General features: G+C 66.2%; 13 protein-coding genes. 5 read left to right on the plus strand and 8 right to left on the minus strand.

Going from position 1 to position 17,106, the window contains the following annotated elements; genetic code table 11:
• Positions 1-155 precede the first annotated feature (155 nt).
• Positions 156-620, plus strand: a complete 465-nt coding sequence (locus AC07DS_RS17310) for a hypothetical protein (protein ID WP_479146161.1) — start codon at positions 156-158, stop codon at positions 618-620.
• Between the two features lie 72 nt (positions 621-692).
• Here AC07DS_RS17310 and AC07DS_RS17315 read toward each other — a convergent pair whose 3' ends face one another.
• Both AC07DS_RS17315 and AC07DS_RS17320 read right to left on the minus strand, forming a co-directional pair.
• On the minus strand, positions 693-1,532 hold the full coding sequence (locus AC07DS_RS17315; protein WP_479146163.1) for an IS5 family transposase: 840 nt from the start codon (positions 1,530-1,532) through the stop codon (positions 693-695).
• 246 nt (positions 1,533-1,778) lie between these two features.
• The gene (locus AC07DS_RS17320; protein ID WP_479146165.1) at positions 1,779-2,648 is read right to left on the minus strand and encodes an IS5 family transposase; all 870 of its coding nucleotides are present in this window, start codon (positions 2,646-2,648) and stop codon (positions 1,779-1,781) included.
• 327 nt (positions 2,649-2,975) lie between these two features.
• Between AC07DS_RS17320 and AC07DS_RS17325 the strand changes: the two genes are divergently transcribed.
• Positions 2,976-3,785: a class I SAM-dependent methyltransferase gene (locus AC07DS_RS17325; protein ID WP_479146167.1), complete on the plus strand. Its 810-nt coding sequence runs from the start codon at positions 2,976-2,978 to the stop codon at positions 3,783-3,785.
• A gap of 609 nt (positions 3,786-4,394) precedes the next feature.
• Here the strand turns inward: AC07DS_RS17325 and AC07DS_RS17330 are convergent.
• The gene (locus AC07DS_RS17330; protein ID WP_479146169.1) at positions 4,395-4,523 is read right to left on the minus strand and encodes a hypothetical protein; all 129 of its coding nucleotides are present in this window, start codon (positions 4,521-4,523) and stop codon (positions 4,395-4,397) included.
• 190 nt (positions 4,524-4,713) lie between these two features.
• Between AC07DS_RS17330 and AC07DS_RS17335 the strand changes: the two genes are divergently transcribed.
• Positions 4,714-8,439 carry a P-loop domain-containing protein gene (locus AC07DS_RS17335; protein WP_479146171.1) on the plus strand — a complete coding sequence of 1,242 codons (3,726 nt, stop codon included), beginning with the start codon at positions 4,714-4,716 and terminating at the stop codon, positions 8,437-8,439.
• A 204-nt stretch (positions 8,440-8,643) separates the two neighbouring features.
• Positions 8,644-8,949 (plus strand): LexA family protein, encoded by a 306-nt coding sequence (locus tag AC07DS_RS17340; RefSeq protein WP_479146277.1) that lies wholly within the window; start codon positions 8,644-8,646, stop codon positions 8,947-8,949.
• 237 nt (positions 8,950-9,186) lie between these two features.
• Here the strand turns inward: AC07DS_RS17340 and AC07DS_RS17345 are convergent, their stop codons facing one another.
• From AC07DS_RS17345 to AC07DS_RS17360, 4 genes are all read right to left on the minus strand, one after another.
• Positions 9,187-9,651 (minus strand): DUF6009 family protein, encoded by a 465-nt coding sequence (locus AC07DS_RS17345; protein WP_479146173.1) that lies wholly within the window; start codon positions 9,649-9,651, stop codon positions 9,187-9,189.
• A 318-nt stretch (positions 9,652-9,969) separates the two neighbouring features.
• The gene (locus AC07DS_RS17350; protein ID WP_479146175.1) at positions 9,970-11,394 is read right to left on the minus strand and encodes a DNA primase family protein; all 1,425 of its coding nucleotides are present in this window, start codon (positions 11,392-11,394) and stop codon (positions 9,970-9,972) included.
• Between the two features lie 110 nt (positions 11,395-11,504).
• The gene (locus tag AC07DS_RS17355) at positions 11,505-12,584 is read right to left on the minus strand and encodes a bifunctional DNA primase/polymerase (protein WP_479146177.1); all 1,080 of its coding nucleotides are present in this window, start codon (positions 12,582-12,584) and stop codon (positions 11,505-11,507) included.
• A 248-nt stretch (positions 12,585-12,832) separates the two neighbouring features.
• Positions 12,833-13,294, minus strand: coding sequence for a MerR family transcriptional regulator (locus AC07DS_RS17360; protein ID WP_479146179.1), 462 nt, complete (start codon positions 13,292-13,294; stop codon positions 12,833-12,835).
• 470 nt (positions 13,295-13,764) lie between these two features.
• Here AC07DS_RS17360 and AC07DS_RS17365 point away from each other — a divergent pair, with 470 nt between their 5' ends.
• Positions 13,765-15,126, plus strand: coding sequence for a DUF2637 domain-containing protein (locus AC07DS_RS17365; RefSeq protein WP_479146181.1), 1,362 nt, complete (start codon positions 13,765-13,767; stop codon positions 15,124-15,126).
• Positions 15,127-16,084: 958 nt separating this feature from the next.
• Here AC07DS_RS17365 and AC07DS_RS17370 read toward each other — a convergent pair.
• Entirely contained in the window at positions 16,085-17,101 is a 1,017-nt protein-coding gene (locus AC07DS_RS17370; RefSeq protein WP_479146183.1) for a ParA family protein, read from the minus strand.
• Positions 17,102-17,106 lie beyond the last annotated feature (5 nt).

The raw sequence follows: 17,106 nt of genomic DNA on the forward strand, positions 1-17,106 counted from the left end.
TTTTTCTCCCCCTCTCCCCCCCCCCCCCCCCCCCCCCCCCCCCCTCCCCCCCCCCCCCCCCCCCCCCCCCCCCCCCCCCCCCCCCCCCCCCCCCGCGTGAGCGGCACAGTCGCGCGATCGTTCCCCGCCCCGACAGACTGAACAGGACATCTTCTGTGACCGTCACCGACTTCGGCCCCGAACTGACCCACGACAACGCTGAGGCCAAGTGCTCCCGCTGCGGATGCACTGACAACTCGCCCTGCCCCGGCGGCTGCGTCTGGGTCGCCAACAACTTCATGGACGACCTGTGCAGCGCCTGCGCCGCCGAACCGGAGACCGCGGAGCTGCGCCGCCTGGTCCTGGAGCTGGGAAGCTCCGCCTTGCACCGCAAGACCGAGGTGATCGCCGCCCGCAGCAGTAAGCCCAAGGCCGCCGAGGACCTGCTCGCCTACTCCTCCACGACATTCCTCAGCTGCGCCGTACTGCGTCTTCTGGAACTGGCCCTGCGCCTCGACCCCAGCGGCGCCGAAACGGTTGCCGCCGAACTCCACGAGCTACGCGACGACGCTCCCCACGAGCTCGACTCCTTCCTCAAAGGCCACGCCGACGCCATCGGCATCGAGCCGAGGGCCTACTAACCCGACCCGCGCCAGCCCCTCACCCACCCGTCCTCAGAGGGCATTTGATCTAGGCGTATTGCCCTGTATGCCCTAGTAGGTTCCTCGCCAGGTTGGCGTGGTCTCGTCCGTTATGCGCTTGCTGAGGTTGTCGATCGAGGCGATGTGGATCATGGCCTCGGAGCTGGTGGTGAGGGTCTCGTAGTCTCGGGCGAGACGCCTGTGGAGCATGATCCAACCGATGCTCCGCTCCACTACCCAGCGCCTTTTGACGACGTGAAACCCGCGGATGTCTGGGTTTCTGTTGACGACTTCGACGTCGATTCCGAGGCGGGCTCCGTGTTCGATGACGGCGTTCTTGAAGCCGGTGTCGACCCAGCTCTTGGAGATGGTCGGGTAGGTCTTCTTGGCTTGGTCGAGGAGGCGTATTCCCAGGGCGTTTTCCGAGAGGCTGGCGGCGGTGACGGTCACGGCGAGGATGAGGCCGATCGTGTCGGTGAGGATGCCTCGTTTCCGGCCGACGATCTTCTTCGCGGCATCGGTTCCCTGGCTGGTCAGGGGCACGTTGGTGGAGGTCTTCACGCTCTGGGTGTCGATCACGGAGGCGGTCGGTTCGGGCTTGCGCCCCTCCTTCACGCGGGCGAGTCCGGTCAGGTCGTAGTTGAGTTGGGCGAGGATTCCCTCGTCGCGCCAGGCGGCGTAGTAGGCGTAGACGGTGCCGTGGTTCGGGAAGTCGTGCGGGAGGTATTTCCAGGGGATCCCTGTGCGGTTGATGTAGAGGAGCGCGTTGAATACGTCGCGGAGTTCGACTTTGGCCGGCTGTCCGGTAGGCCGGCGTTCGAGGCGGGAATTTCGCCAGGCCGTCAGTGTCGGCTCGATGAGGGCCCACCGGGCGTCGGACAGGTCGCTGGGGTACGGCTTGCGCTCGCTCACGGCACAGCGTGATCATGAGCGCCGGAGGGATCGGTTCCGCGAAGTCAGGCGGTTCCGTGGCATTTTCAAACCAGACGGGTTTCCGGGCATGGAAGCGCATGAGACGGACAGCCGAGTGCGCGGCCCGGAGGAGAACGTAAGATTGTCACCCCGGTCGAAGGCCCTCAAATCGGGGCACGATCAAAACCCGCATACCGGAAGAACCCTATGTGAACGCCCACTCAGAGGTCGTTTTCTCCCGATGTTTCATCCCGGAATTGGCGTTTGATCCTGGGCTGTCGGGTCGCGCCAGGAGATGGTGGCTTCGCCGGTGAGACGGCGGGCCATGAGGTCGGTCATGGCGAGGTGGATCATGGCTTCGGAGCGAACGGGCAGGGTCTCGTAGTCGCGGGCCAGGCGGCGGTGGAACATCAGCCACCCGTAGGTCCGCTCCACGGTCCAGCGTTTGGGCAGCGGGGTGAATCCCCTGGTCCCGGGGTTTCGTTGGACGATTTCCATGTCGATGCCGAGGGTGGCGGCGTGCTCGACGAGGTGCTGGCGGTAGCCGCCGTCCACCCAGACTTTGCGGATGGTGGGGTGGGCGGCGGCGACCTGGTCGACCAGGTGGGTGCCGGCGACGGAGTCCTGCACGCTCGCGGCTGTGACCAGCACTGCGAGCAGCAGTCCGAGGGTGTCGGTGACAATGCTCCGTTTGCGGTCGACGATTTTCTTCGCGGCGTCCGTGCCCTGCCCGGCGGCCGGGACGCTGGTGGAGGTCTTCACGCTTTGGGCGTCGATCACGCACGCGGACGGCTCCGCGCGCTTGCCCTCCTGCTGCCGTAACAGCCTGCGCAGTACGCCGGTGAGCTGGGCGAACACGCCGTCCTTCTGCCACTTGGCGAAGTAGCCGTAGCAGGTCTCCCAGGGCGGGAAGTCGTGCGGCAGGTAGCGCCACTGCACCCCGGTGCGGTCCACGTACAGGATCGCGTTCATGATCTCGCACCGGTCGTGCTCGGGCGGGCGTCCGATGTTCAGCGCATGCCGGCGACGCTCGGCCCGCCAGGCGCTGAGCACCGGCTCGATCAACACCCAGCGGGCATCGGACAGATCACTCGGATACGGACGACGTTCGGCCATGACCTGGACGTACCGCCGGTCAGGGGCGTGCGCCCAGGCGTGCACCGCAAGCAGCGGAAGCACGGACCACGCGACGGGCGTCTTGGGATGAGACAGGCGTAAGCCGCACCCTGTCCCAGCGGTCACCCCGTGCGGCGCATCCGCCACGCCCACTCCACCAGGCCCGCCGGGATGATGACACCCGATCGAAAAGCCCTGGATAAAGCGCACTTCACAGGTGAAAACGACCTCTCAGTACCTGTTTCTAAGCCGTCCGCGCTGATCAGAGGGTCGGTTAGGCTCGCGGCAATATCGATCTTGCTGAGCCAGGGGAGGCCATCGGTGTCGATGACGACGTTCGACGAGAGCGAGCGGCTGATATGGGCGGGCCAGGGTGCCGGCTACGCCGGAAGCTTCGCCAAGCTGTGCGCCTATCCGGTGCCGCAGTTGCTTGATGCCGCCGAGGTGGGGCCAGACGCGCGGGTGCTGGATGTGGGGACCGGGCCGGGGACGGTTGCTGCTGCCGCGTGTGCCCGGGGGGCGACAGTGACGGCTGTTGACGCGGAGGCGACCATGGTCGAGCTGGCGATGCAGGCCGCACCTTCGGCCGACGTGCTCGTGGCCGCTCTTCCTGAGCTCCCCTTCACGGATGGAGAGTTCGACGCTGTCGTGGCCAACTTCGTGCTGAACCATGTGGGCCAGCCCAAGGTGGCCCTGGCCGAGTTGCGCCGTGTCGTGAGGCCCAACGGTTGGATTGCGTTGACGATATGGGCGGTGCCCCCGGCCCCCGGACAGGCTTTGATCGGCCGTGCGATTCAAGCCGCAAGCGCAGTGCGTCCACCGCATCTGCCCGCAGGATTGGCCCCTGACGATGAGTTTCCCCGTGACGAGAGCGGCCTGACGGGGCTGCTGGAGGCGGCAGGGCTTCGCGAGGCTGTGTGCGAGACCTTGCGCTGGGATCACCGCGCGAGCGCTGAGGAATGGTGGAGCGGTCCTGCGAGTGGCGTGGCGTTCGGCGGTCAGATGGTGCAGAGCCAGACCCCTTTGATCCGCGCCGAGATCAAGCGCCATTTCGATCTGTTCAGCTCTGAGTTTGCTGGTGAGGACGGTGTACTGGCGTTGCCGCATGCAGCGTTGCTCGCTCGTGCGCGTCGCTGACGTGGTCGGCTGCTGTCACGCAGCGGTCAGATAGGAGTCCGAGCCGACAGGGCGTGCCTTCTTGCTGGGTCTCCGGGTGAGACGGCGGGTCATCAGGGTGATCGCGGCCCAGGTGATCAGAGTCTCGGACAGCCTGCTTGACTTCCCCACACAGCTGGTGACGGCCACGTGCTCCTGCAGACGCTGTCACAACAACAAACGCTGGGAGCGCAGCGCCCACCTCGAGCCGATCGACCAGCACATGCACGAGGGACAGAAGCAGGCCCACGCCACCGCCCGGCTGACTCCCAACCAACTCCGTCTCCTGGTCCTGGGCCAGGAGGAGGGCGTCACAGCGACTGCCAGCGGTCATAGCGTCGCAGCTTCGCTGAGCCGACCTTGGGAACGGACGATTCGACTGCAGCACTGAAGCGCTTAGGCACCAGTGGTTCGGCAACCGGAAGAGGATGGCGACCTCCTCTTCGGTCCGCGGCACGGGGCGAGGTCGTCCGACGTCGGTTTGTGTGACGTGGCAACGCAGACCCCTCGAGCTGGAGGGGGCGGCAGGCGCCGATCTTGGGTGCGCCTGAGCCGGGCTCGGATCACGGCCCAGGCGCACATCTCGTGCGGCTACTGGTGCTGGAACCACCACACGATGCCTGCCGCGAGTGCTGAGCCCAGGGCCCAGCACGCGCCGCGAACCAGGCTGAAGAGCGCGGCACGGCCCAGCTTGCGGACGTTGGGCATGGTCATGTTCATGTGTTCCTCTCCTCGGTGGTCTCCGGCCGGAGGGGCCGACAGGGATGACCGTGCCGCGTGTGGGTGGGTGACTGTCCGAAAGGGCGGGCACTGCGGGTGAACTGCCTCTACTCTCCTGGTCATTGACGCGCCCGCCGTGGCTTGATGCGGGCAGGCGGGCAGCCGCAGGCACACGGAAGAGGTGGCGTGAGTGGAGTCGTCCAAGGCCCGTGAGCTGTACGACGCGCTCCGGGCCCTGGAAGGCAGAGCCAAGGCCGCGTACAACAGGCATGCGGTTCAGAGGTATTCGCGTCGTGCTCTCGCCCGCGCGGTCGATGGCCATGAATCAAAGTTGGACAGGCGCCTGGCGGAGTGGCTGCACGGCGAGTGGGAGCGGGCGAAGACTCCGGACCCGAGCAGCAGTGAACAGCTGATCGCCGTGGTCCGACAGTGGAGCGCATGGGCGGGTGAGCGGTTCGACGAGGGCCGGTGGCGCACCCTGTTGGATCAGGCCCAGCCGCCCCGCTCGCCTCTCACGTCGGCGAAGGTGCCAGAGCGAGGACACGAGGCGCACACCGCCTGGATCGAGCAGCACGTCCTTCCGGCACAGTTGCTGGACAGGGAAGACGAACTGCGGGAACTGACCGCATTCTGCAGCGGGCCGGACCTGAGGGGAGCCTCCGGGTATGTGTGGTGGCAGGCACCCCCGTGGGCAGGTAAATCCGCACTGGTCTCCGACTTCGTGCTCCGGCACCGCCCGGACGGCGTGGAGATCGTGTCCTACTTCATCACCGATCGCCTGGGCCGCAACGACCGGCAGGGATTTCTTGAGACGGTGACGCGGCAACTGGCAGCGATCGCGCAGCGGGATGGCCGAGCTGCAGGAAGCCGGCCGGAGGACTTCCCCGACCTGTGCCGTGCCGCTGCGGAGGCGTCCCAGGACCGAGGTCGGCGCCTGGTACTGATCGTGGACGGCCTGGACGAGGACCAGGGAGCCGTATCCGGCGGACTGAGCATTGCCGCCTTGCTGCCGAAAGTCCCACCAGCTGGCATGCGCGTGGTGGTCACGGGCCGGCCAAGCCCGCCCGTGCCGGACGACGTTTCCTCGGACCACCCCCTGCGCTCCGGGAACATCGTCCGCCCGCTCGCTCCGTGGCCGCATGCCGAGGGCCTCAGCGCCCTGGCCCGACGCGAGTTGCACCGGCTGCTGGACCATGAGCACGTCGGGGTCCCGCTCCTCGGGCTACTGGTGGCGGCCCGAGGCAGTCTCACAACCACGGACCTGGCTGGCCTTGTCGGCGTGCGCCCGTATCGGGTCGATCGACTCCTGCGCGGGATCACCGGCCGCAGTTTCATACCCGGCGACCATAGCCAGATCCTCGTGTCCGACACGCAGACCGCCCCGCACCTCCATGCCCTGGGGCACGAGGAACTGCGCCAAGAGGCCCTGACCGCCTTGGGCGATGTGACGAACTTCCAGAGACAACTGCGTGATTGGGCGGACGGCTACCGCGCCCAGGACTGGCCGTCCGACACCCCGTCCTACCTGCTCTACGACTACCCGCGCATGCTGCACAGCGCTGGCGACATCCAGCGGCTGACCACGATCGCCCTCGACCCGCACCGTCAACGGGCCCTGCTCGAGCGCGCCTCCCTGGATACCGCGTTCGCCGACATCGAACTGACCGCCCAGACGGTCCGACACCAACGCCCCGACGACTTGGTGGAGTTGGCGGCGCTCGCGGCTTTCTCGGCCATACTCGCCGAGCGGGCGCGGGCGCTGCCCCCGTGCGTCCCAGTGGCGTTCGCCCGGCTGGGACACGCTCGTCGCGCCATGGATCTTGCGCTCGTCGCGCCCTTTCCCTCGGAGAAAGCCGTCCGCCTGGCGAAGGTGGCCCGTGTGCTGGTCGGCATCAGCGACCCGCACGCCGGCGAGGCGGCGGCGGAGGCCGCACGCTGGGCCGAGCGGGCCCGCCGCGAGAGTGCACCGCCAAGCGGGGATGAGCAAGACGCGGAGGATGCCATAGGGGAAGCGGCGGTGGCGCTGATCACGGTCGGCGAGCTGCTTCAAGGACGCAAACTGCTCGGCACGCTCGGAGCATCGGCCTCGGCCGGCGACGTGGCTGGGTCCACCGTGGTGGCCCAGGCTGCCCTCGCCGCCCGGCCACACAACCCTGCTCTGGCGGAGGAGTTGCTCGACCAGGCCGAGCGGTATGCCGAGGACCTCGCCGAAAGCTCTCCGGCCGATCCGAGCACCCCCGTGTCAGCGTGGTGCGCCGTCGCCGCTGCTGCCGACGGCGCACAAGCCGCCCGGTTGCATGAACGGATCAGCCAGTACGCCCAGGCGTATCCCTCACGCCTGCGAGCCTGCGCCGTCTCCGCGTCCGCGGCCGCTGCCCTGGCAACCGTCCGTCCACAGCAGGCGCGCGCCCTGGCCGAGCAGGCGGCGCGGCGCTTGGAGGCTGCGCTGGGCGACCCCCTGCGCTTGTCGGCTGACGACCATTCCGATCTGGTCATGCTCATTGCCCCCATGCTGACCTCAGTCGTACGGGCCCTGGTGAGCACCGGCTCGATGGACCGTGCCCGCGCGCTCGTGTCCTGCGCGGCGGTAACCAGGACGGGCGCCCTGAAAATGGACGCTCTCGCCGGCGCCCACGCGGTGATCGCCGAGAGCTGGGACGATCCGGAGGAGGAACCGTCGGCGCAGGCGCTGGCCCGGCAGGCATCCAGACTTGCCGACGACGGCCAACCCGAGGAGGCGAGCCGGCGGCTGGACCGGGCGCTGGAAGCCCTCGGTTCTCCCCAACGACCGGGCCCTCGGCAACGGGAGACCTGGCTCGTCTCGTTGTGCGCGGCACTGGCGGCCATCGGCCGAAATGACGACACCGCGCAGCTGGCTCGGAGTCTGCGGGACCCGGCCGAGCAAGTGCAGGCGCTCGCTGCGGCAGCCACTTCCGCGGCCGCGGCCGGGCATCCTGACGATGCGCGACGACTAGCGATCGAGGCCGCCGACCGTACCCGGACCTTGGAAGGCGCCAGCAACTTCTCCCTCTGGGAGGGGGCTCCCGGCAGGGATGTGGCCGACGCACAAGGCGCCGCCGCACAAGCCCTGGCCCACGTCGGCGAACGCGACCGTGCGCTCTCCCTCGCCGAGGAAACAGGCCCGCTGAAAAGCGACAGAAGGCAGCGGGCCCTCGTGGCAGTCGCGGCCGGACTGCGCTCCTACGACCCGGCCACCGCCGTGGACCTCATCGACCGCCAGCGAGAACGCCTCCGGGCCCCGGATCCACACCGTGGTTGGAGCGGGCGCATGGCCGAGCTCGGCGAGCTCTTCGCCGCGATCGCCGATGCCGACACCGCATGTACTGAGCGCCTTCACCAGGCTGGCGAGCACATGGTGCTGAAGATCCACGAGTCAGATGCCTGGCTGCATACGGAGGACCTCCTCACGATGCTCCTCCTGAGCGCCCGAGACGATCTCGACGACGCCCGCAGCACACTGGCGGGGTGGGAGAAGAAGTCGACGGGCGGCGCCCCGTGGGGACTGCCGACCGGAGCCATCGCTATCGCTCACGCGGCACTCGGCAGCTATGACGCTGCACGCCATCGTGTAAACCGCCACAACGTCCCGCACGACCGGGCCGAGGCGTTCGCCGCTGTGGCCGGCTACCTCACCCGGAGGCCAGCTGGTATCCGGGCCGTCACGGCATCCACGAGCACCGCCTTCACCGAGACGTTCCGAACCCTTGCCCTGACACAGCTTCCGCCCGACACGACGGAAGCCGCGCAGGAGGCACGGCAGTTCACAGCCGACGCGCTCGCAGGCGACGGCTGGCACTACGCCCTGCCGGTCCTGGCCCACATCGCCCCGGACGCTGTCGAACGCGTGAGGAACATCGTCTTCACTCACCGCCATCTTCCACTGCCGAAGGGCTGACCAGACGACGAGACCCTTCACCGGTCAGGCGAGGGCGTTCGCCGGGCGGTGACCGCCTCCCCTGAGAGTCGTGGGGATTGCCAGCCAGGCAGCGGTCCCGTCCCTACCGCGCCTCCAGCTTCGGGTCGTACACCTCGGGCTGGATGCCGAGCTCACCTGATTGAGCGCCCCGGAGAAGATTGAACTCAACGCGCAAGGCCGGGCATCCAGGCACAAGGCCTCTCGGGTTCGCCGCCAAAGTGCCCCAGGAATCCAGGAACCCGGCGGTTTTCCGTCGCCGGCGACTCGATGATCCGTGCGCACATCCCCAGTGGGGACCAGGTCGTGATCCGCGCCCAGCCAACCGTAGAGAACGCGGCCGCGATGCTCGACAGCGAGGCCACCGTGAACGGCCTCAAGCTGGACGGTGAGAGCGCCTGGCTGGTGCCGGACAACGACGCCTTCGCTCCTATTCGAGCCGACCAGGCGACGATTCTGGGAAAGGTCGTCGCCGTGGTGCGCACTTTGTAAAGGCGCCCCGCCGACAGTTACAGCCGCAGCCTGGGCCCAGCAGCTGAGCTGACCTCCGCAATGACCACTTCAGGGGCTCCGTCATTGAGGTGGGCAGGGACAGTGTCCCTGCCCACCAATTTCTCAAAAGCACAGGTCAGATACCTGATAGCTACCGCCGCCTGCTGTCATCAGGGACAGTCAGGGACAGAGTTTCCAGCAGCGGGGAGGGCTCGCCCCGAACGCGGGTACTCCAGCTCAGAAGAGCATGCCACTCTCCGACGGCTCCTCTTCTGGTCCGGTTGCAGCAGGAGGAACCGGGTCCTCGACTCGAGGCAGGGACCTTCCGCGAGCTCGGTCAGTCAATGAGCCCACTACTCTCGGCCGGACTGTCCGCGGGTCGACGGCCTCAGTGGGTGTTGAGCCTTGGTACCAGACTCCCTCACCATCAGTGTCCCCCTCACTCCGGTCTTGTGGCTTCACGTAGAAGACGCGTCGCTCATAGCGACCAGAGCCTAGGGCTGGTGGGGGGTCAGCGTCCGAACTCAGGTTGGCGTATCCGACGATGCGAGCATCCCAGGTGATCCGTGGGACTCCGCGTCTCCTCTGGGTCTTTACCAGAGCCTGGCGGACGTAGTCGTACCTCTCCCAGGCGGTGGGTTCCCCCTCGACCCAGACGATCTCCACCTCGTCGGTGATTCTCTGCGCCAAGGTTTCGGACATCGACGAGACTCCTTCCTCGGGCACGGCCTGCTGGCGGGGGTTGGGAACAGAAGGCGAGGAGGGACGGCATGTGTCCCTGGACCTAGAACTCTGTCCCTGCATGGAAAACACCAGGTCGGACGGCATATCAGCAGACATCGGAGGGCTCACAGGGACTCTTAGGGACAGATTCTCTAACTTGTCGAGAGAACGCGAAGGTATTTGAATGGAGTGACATATACAGGATCTGTGTCCCTGTGTGTCCCTGGGCGGGGGGCCACCATGCCGATGACCAGGCGTTTTTCCCTCGGGAGGCGAAGGAGGGCCTTTGTCCCTGGCTCATCGTTGTGTCCCTGCCGTTTCAGCCCCGGGTTGGTTCTCTTCCATGAGACCAATACCCACGTAGTGGCGACGGCCGTTGCTCTTCAGCATGTCTTTGGCGCTCATCATCTTGGCCAGCCGTCTGATCGCACTGCCGAACTCGCGAACAGGAACGGCCCGCATGCCGGCGGCGTTGCACCAGGCCTCGTAGGCCTTCCGTAGTTGGGCCTGCTCAGCCCGGTACGCACTGTGTGGGCCCAGCACGCAGCACTCGCGGACAAACTGGCCAACGCTGTCCTCACTCTCTTCATAGTCCTGGGTAGCGAGCCGAACTGAGTCAGGGCCAGCCAGCTTTCGGTCATCGCCGTCGAAGTACGCAACAGCTCCATCGATGAGCCACTGGAGAATGCCAGGGCCCTCGGTGGCGAGCATGCGCGCTGCGAGGTCCTCTACAACGTCCTCGTCCCGGACCCTTCGTGCGAAGAGGATGATCCGCATGCGGCGCCAGAACGAGTACCCACCCGTCTCCACGGTGGGGCGGTGATTGCCGATGAGCCAGAGTTTGTGGGTTGGGTCGAAAGTGAAGAAGTCCTGCTGCATACGGCGGGCCTTGATTCTGTCTCCCCCGGTCAGGAGCTTCAGCTTGGCCTCGTCAAACTTGGCACCCGGGTCGATCTCGCTGCAGAACACCAAGCGGCGCCCTTGCAGGTCCGCCATCTCGGTCGGGTGATTCGGATAGAGCGGAGCCATGAGGAAGTTCGGTGGGGCGGTGTCCGCGTAGTCCCCCAGGAGGGCCAACAAGACGGCCACCAGGACGCTCTTGCCGTTCAGTCCCTCACCGAATAGGAAAGGCATGATCTGGGCGTCGACGTCACCGGAAATGCTGTAGCCGCAGAGCCGCTGCAGGTACGCGATCATGTCTCGACCCTCAGGGGTGTCCCCGAAGGTGTCTGTGAGGAACTTGTCCCACATCGGAGTCGGCATACGGCGTGGCCCCACAGTGGCGGAACGTGTGTGAGCGCTATCACGCCTCGGTTCCAGGAGCGCTCCGGTTCGTAGGTTGACTGTGCCCCGCGGTGTGCACAGGGCGTATGGGTCGGCGTCCAGTTCGTCCGACTCAAGCGTGAGCTCCGGCAAACTCTCCGCGGCCTGGATGACCGAGCGAGCACCAGCCATGCTGAGAGACCTCTTCTTGTGCCTCTCCAGCTTCCTGTCGTCAAAACGGATCGATGCGTTTGACCGCGGATCAGGGAACGGCATCTGCTCAGCCAACTGGAAGACAGACTTCACAACGGCCTTCACCTTGGCGTCGAGCTGCCACCGATGGCCAGCCCACTTGTACCAGCCGTGCTCTGGGACGAACCGATAGTCGTCGCCGTACACACGAAGGAAGAGGTTGGCCATGCCCCAGTCAGTCAAGGAAGTCGGGAGCAGAACCTCCACGGGACCACGCTTAACGGAGGGCTCAGCCCCAATCAGCGCCTGAGCCGAGGCTGTTGCGCTGTAGGACTCCGGAACCCGGCTCGTCGGCACAGAACTGCTCGTGGTGCTCATCAGCGGTCTTTCGGAGTGAGGGGCTGGCGCTGTCCTGCGGCCAGTCCGGATTGGATGATGCTGCGTGCCTGCCGCTCGCGCTCTGGACGGGCGTGGAGCGCGGCCTTCAAGAGCGCGGTCTCGGCCTCGGCCGGGCTGCCGATGAACCCCGCAGCAACGAGCCCGCCGAGGGTATAGGCGGCCCGGTTCACCTTGGTGTTCCAGCCGCTGCCTTCACTGAGTGATGCGCAGTCTGCCACGTAGCCCAAGGCGGTCGCCGCAACCTTCGCCGCCCACGCGGAATCCGTCGCTGGGGAAGCCGTGGCCATCCGTGCCCGATTGGGAACCTGGGGGCGTCTCTGTGCCGGAGGCCTGGCCGAGAGGAGATGTCCGGTTTGCTCAAGCGCGCCCGCCAGCCATCCGGGCAGCCGAGCGGGCCGTTGGCAAGAACCCACCGGCTCGTAGGTTCCGGCAGCGACCTGGGTTCCAGGCGCGATGATGTAGCCGCCGTAAGCGCGAACGTCCAGCTGCCACCCCAGCGCTACCCCATTGACGTTGCCGCCGGCAGAGCACCGCCAAGTGGTTTGCCGAGGTGTACGGAAGTACAGATGCATCCCGCCGCTCGGCGTGCGTACGGCCAGCGTGCGCTCCCCGTCGGTGAAGTCCTCGCCGTCGAGGGCCTGGCTCAGAACCCGGAAGGCGTCCAGGCCGTTGCGGACAGCCTTGAGCAGTTCTTCGGGTACGGAGAAGGCAGGCAACACATCCGAGAGTTCCGAAGGCGGTACGTCCGCGTGGCAATCGAGGTCAACCACCAGGAGCTCAGCCGGCCCAGTGGAGATTCCGACGCCCATATGCGGGCTTCCGCCCCACCACCGGTCGATCAGCGAGGGCTCTCGCGTTGCCGCATGAAAGCCGTGACACCACAGTCCCCGACTCAGACAGCGACACTCCTCCACCGAGTGTGGAACGTGATTGGGGTGGCCGATGCGGCAGCGGGAGCACCCTGGCATCGGGATCTTCCCCATGGGCTGCAGGGGATGCACGGGCCAACCCTGGCGCGCGCACCGGCGTGCGATGTCGATGGAGTTGGCAGCCCTCATCGAAGTGAGGGTCCTGCCGTGCCCGGGAACCGAAGGCGGCTTGCAGTCGGCCTGTTGTGGCACTGGATGAGATGGGTTGCCGTCATGATCACCAGCTCTTGAATGTTCGACGAAAGAGAGAAGGACGGATAGTCGACCTGGCGAACCGGTCAGTCCGAGATCTGGCTGGTAACCTCAAGGACACCAAGCGGAGGCCCAGCCTGCGTGAAGGCACCCTCACTGTTTCCGGCAGATGGGGGTGCCTTTTCTTATGCCACGAGTACCCCCTCGTCTGCGGCACCCGGAACCGCCAGAGCCCACTTCCCCAACGGCAGCAGCACCAGGTGCTCGACAGCCCCCCCGGTGTGGATCCACTCGGAAACGGCCTCAAGGGCGGCGGTGGCCTCGCACTTGTCGGGATGCACGACGATCGTGGTCCGGGCATCGAATTCGCCTGAGTTCAGCAGGCCCCGCACCGTCTCGATCAGCTTTCGATCCCGCTCTTGTGCTGCCGCGGTCCACTCACCAGCCTGAGCCCGGCGATTGGTCGAGCGCGTAGCGCCAAGAGCATGAGCGCATCGGGCCACCACCACGTCAGCGCCAGTGAGCTGTCGCGCTGACGGCAACAGGCCGATCCGAGAAAGATTCCGAAGAGTCTGCCGGCTGACGCCGGATTGCGCGGCAACCCAGTGCTGCGACCGGGGCTGCCGCAGCGCCGCCACATCGATCATCAACTATCCCCTGGTAGTCGAAAGCCACTCGGCTCCCAGAAGCGACCTCGGGGAACCCCTCGACGGCCCACACACGTGCGGGCAGCGACCCCGGGTGGACGAGCCTCGACCACCGGAGCTGCGACCACACTTAACTCCAGTCCCAGCACCGTGGTCAAACACGCCTCACCCGACACGCCGCAGATGAGCAGATTAGTGACCGCCTCACGCCATATCTGCAGGTCAGGCAGATCGCCTCAAGGCGCCCCCGAAGCCCCAGGCATGCGCCGACACCACCCACCACGGCGGACGTGTCCCTCCGCTGTGGGTGACCCTCGGCCAGCACTACCCAGTCCAGCTCACGCCCGGCCTAGACTGCGGTCAACGATCACCGCTGCCGTACGTCACGGAGGCCCGAGAACTCGGCATTGGAGTACCCCTTCAGCTGCGTCTCGGCCCGGGCCGACCTCATCGCAAGGGGACACCTACCTGTGCACAAGCAGATATCACTCACTCCCCTCCAACGCTGTCTCATCGCAGTCGTGGTCGTGGGTGCCCTGCTTGTCGCCGGCATCGCATTCGTCGGCTCCTACACTGCAGTTCACCATGTCGCGGAGGCCAAGGGCTTCGGCACGTTCTCGATGGTGTTCCCCATCGGCATCGACTGTGGCATCCTCGTCGTCCTCGCACTCGACATCCTCCTTACCTGGCTTCGCTGCCCCTTCCCTCTGCTGCGCTACACCGCATGGCTTCTGACTGGCGCCACCATCGCCTTCAACGCCGCACTCCTGTGGCCGGATCCGCTGGGGACCGCGATGCACGCCGTCCTCCCGGTGATTTTCACGGTTTCGGTGGAAGCAGCCCGCCACGCTGTCGGCAGACTGGCCGACATCACCGAGGCTAGGCACATCGAAAGCGTCCGCCTGGCCCGCTGGCTCCTCTCTCCCGTGCCCACGTTCAAGCTCTGGCGCGGAATGCAGCTGTGGAACCGCCGCTCCTACCAGACGGCCCTCGAGGAAGAGCAGGCCCGGCTGGTCTGCATCGCCAAACTCAAGCGGCGGCACGGCTTCTGGTGGCGTTTCAAGGCGCCAATCGAGGAACTCCTACCTCTCCGCCTAGCAGCCCTCGGTGTACCACTCCAACACGGCAGCGAGCCTGTGCAGCGGAAGACTGCTCCCCCGGCTACACCGCAACGCCCACACCGCCCCCCGGCGTCCCGGCGACTGACTTCTACGGCGCGGCCCGAGCATCCTGTCAGCATGAGGCTCGACAACACGCTCCCTCGTCGTCGGAAGGATGCTTCGCCGCTGGAGCCATCACCGACCTCTGATCACCTCACTGCCCAGGTGCCGCGAGTTTCCGAGCTAGGCGAAACTCTGTCATTGGCGACCCAGGTGGCAGCGGATCCCCCGCCCGCCAAGCTCGACGCTGGTGTCACTTCCTTCATGCCGGAGCCGGAGCTGGAGCTGGAGCTGGAGCCGGAGCCCGAGCTGGAGCCGGAGCCGGAGCCGGAGCTGGAGCCGGAGCCCGAGCCGGAGCTGGAGCCGGAGCCCGAGCCGGAGCGGAAGTCGGGGCCAGGGCCCGAGTCGGAGGTGCGCCGAAGCAGCGGCATCTTCGCTGGCACAGGCGCCACGCGGGCCGAGGCCATCTACGCCGTGTTCGCCGGACTCACGGACCGGACCGGGAAGTACCCCAGCATGCCCCAGCTGTCGAAGTTCCTGTTCGAGGAGCACGGCATCACAGGTCAGAAGGGGCGCCCCATGAGCGCCGACAGCCTGAGGCGCTACCGCAAGGATTGGGTCACCCGCTACGAGCGCGAGACGCAGGGCATGCGCTCTGCGCTCCCTGGCTAGCCAGTGCGTGCACTTCGTGCTTTTGTGAATCTTGAGGCGCTGGGCTAGGCCAGCCTGACTCGTGCCAGCCGCTAGGGCACAGTTGGGCGGGGATCGTTCGCCAGGTCGCGACCAGCCAGAACCGCGATGGGTCAGCAGCGACCCACCCCCCCTGGGCAATGGCGGCTCGCCTTATCTCGTGTTCGTCGGGCACCGATCTGAGTTGAGGCAGGTCGGCCTCTTTCGGAGGAACGACGCGATGTGCCTTCCGCTCCTCAGACAGACAACCCCTGTGGCAGATAGTGTGCTTGTGAATTTTGGGGCCTGCGAAACACCCTTGAGCTGACTGCTCCGAGTATGAAGGCCGGCGGTATGGAGGGCCAATGGGGCAGCACGCGCCTGTTGGAACGGGGGCGCAGCGCAGTCGCACGGAATGCCGCAGTGGCGCAGGCACCCGTCGCAGCTGCATGTACAAGCTTGTGTTCCGTGCCAGAAGCTGAGCTGAGGCCGGAGACAGGACTTGAGGCGGAGGTGCGCCGAATACGCGGCCGTATGGCATCACTGGACGGAGGGGACGGCCGGTGAATGCGGAGAGCTTGCGGAGAAATCGCACCGAGTGGATGTCCCGTACCGGCGAGAGACTGCAGGTCTCGCTTCTGAGGACTCTGAGGAGACTTGTGTTGGCTGCTACCAGCGGCCTTGTAGTCTCCTGCCGCGGCCAGAGTAAGCGCGAGCACATAGTGCCTTTGTGAATGGACTGCTCAGAGGCCTGGATACGTCGAAAGTGTTAGACCGACGCAGGCAGGGCACGCATGGGGCTCCGTCTACGCCGGCCGTCTCACTTAACGGTGTTGCGTGCCGCCGTGCAGGACGTACAACAGCAGGTGCGCCAGGGTGTTCTGGAATGGCCGCTGGGCTTGGCCGAGGTCGGATCGGACCAGGCCCAGCGCGACCCGGGGGAGTTTCGGCGACGAAACTCCTATGCAGCAAGATGCAGATCGCGTGCGATGACCCTGCCGATCGCGTCGAACTGCTCCATGATCAGCGGATCCTGCCCCTGCATGTAGTAGTGGACGGGCTCCTGCTCCTTGACGCTCTCCGCTACCTGCACGTTCTCAGAGACGTACGGCAGGAGCATGTCCCCATAGAAGGCCTTGAGCTCCTCGTACATCTCCATGTAGAACTTGCCGCGGTTCTTCACGTAACCGTTGAAGAGGATGTAGCGGAGGTCGGCAGCCCCGCCCGAGAACTCGAACTGCTCCTGGGCCGTGCTGATCAGCGCCTTCAGGCCGTGCAGGGTGTCGTCGTCCTTGGTGTCGGGCTTGACACAGCCCACGACGTAGTCGGACGCGCCGAGCTCAGTGAGCTCGAGGGTGTCGAAGGTTCCCCGACTGTCGATGAGGAGAACATCGAGAGTGCCAGTGGGCAATGCCTCGATGGACTTCCGGAGCCAGTGCAGCCCGGCCTTCGAGCGCGAACCAGGACGGCCAGCATTGCGAATGTCTTCAGAGGCGATCGCCATATCACGAGATCCCAGGATCAAGCTGACGTTGGGGATGGCTTCGAAGCACTGATTGGTGTCCCAGCGCTCGTCATCCAGGAGCTCGCCCTCCTCCCCCCGTGTGACGGGAACGACTCGGGTGCGCGCAGGAATCAAGGCTTCCTTGAGGTCGCATTCGCCCGTGAGGACGCCATAGATGTTGGGCATCTGGGCCAGTCGCGAATAGATCAGCTCAGTGCGATGAGGGTAGTACTTCCTGTTGGTGACGCCGTATCCGAGGTAGGTAGAGGCTGCCATCGTCTGGTCGCAGTCAGCGATACCCACCTTGAGCCCCAGGTTGCCCAGGCTGACCGCGGTGTTCACGATGCCAGTGGTCTTCCTCGTTCCACCTCCTTCGTTGGCATAGTCCACAACGAGCGGACCGTCCGGATACAGACGCCGAGTGAGTGGAAGCTGCAGGGGCAGGGTGATCGATGGGCGGGACGGTTGAGTCACGGAGG

The organism is Streptomyces sp. NPDC044064 (genome assembly GCF_056434245.1).

Coding starts and splice junctions, on each gene's coding strand:
- AC07DS_RS17345 (WP_479146173.1), bottom strand. CDS start 9,651: ATGTCCGAAACCTTGGCGCAGAGAATCACCGACGAGGTGGAGATCGTC.
- AC07DS_RS17355 (WP_479146177.1), bottom strand. CDS start 12,584: ATGAGGGCTGCCAACTCCATCGACATCGCACGCCGGTGCGCGCGCCAG.
- AC07DS_RS17360 (WP_479146179.1), bottom strand. CDS start 13,294: ATGATCGATGTGGCGGCGCTGCGGCAGCCCCGGTCGCAGCACTGGGTT.
- AC07DS_RS17330 (WP_479146169.1), bottom strand. CDS start 4,523: ATGAACATGACCATGCCCAACGTCCGCAAGCTGGGCCGTGCCGCGCTC.
- AC07DS_RS17325 (WP_479146167.1), top strand. CDS start 2,976: ATGACGACGTTCGACGAGAGCGAGCGGCTGATATGGGCGGGCCAGGGT.
- AC07DS_RS17320 (WP_479146165.1), bottom strand. CDS start 2,648: ATGGCCGAACGTCGTCCGTATCCGAGTGATCTGTCCGATGCCCGCTGG.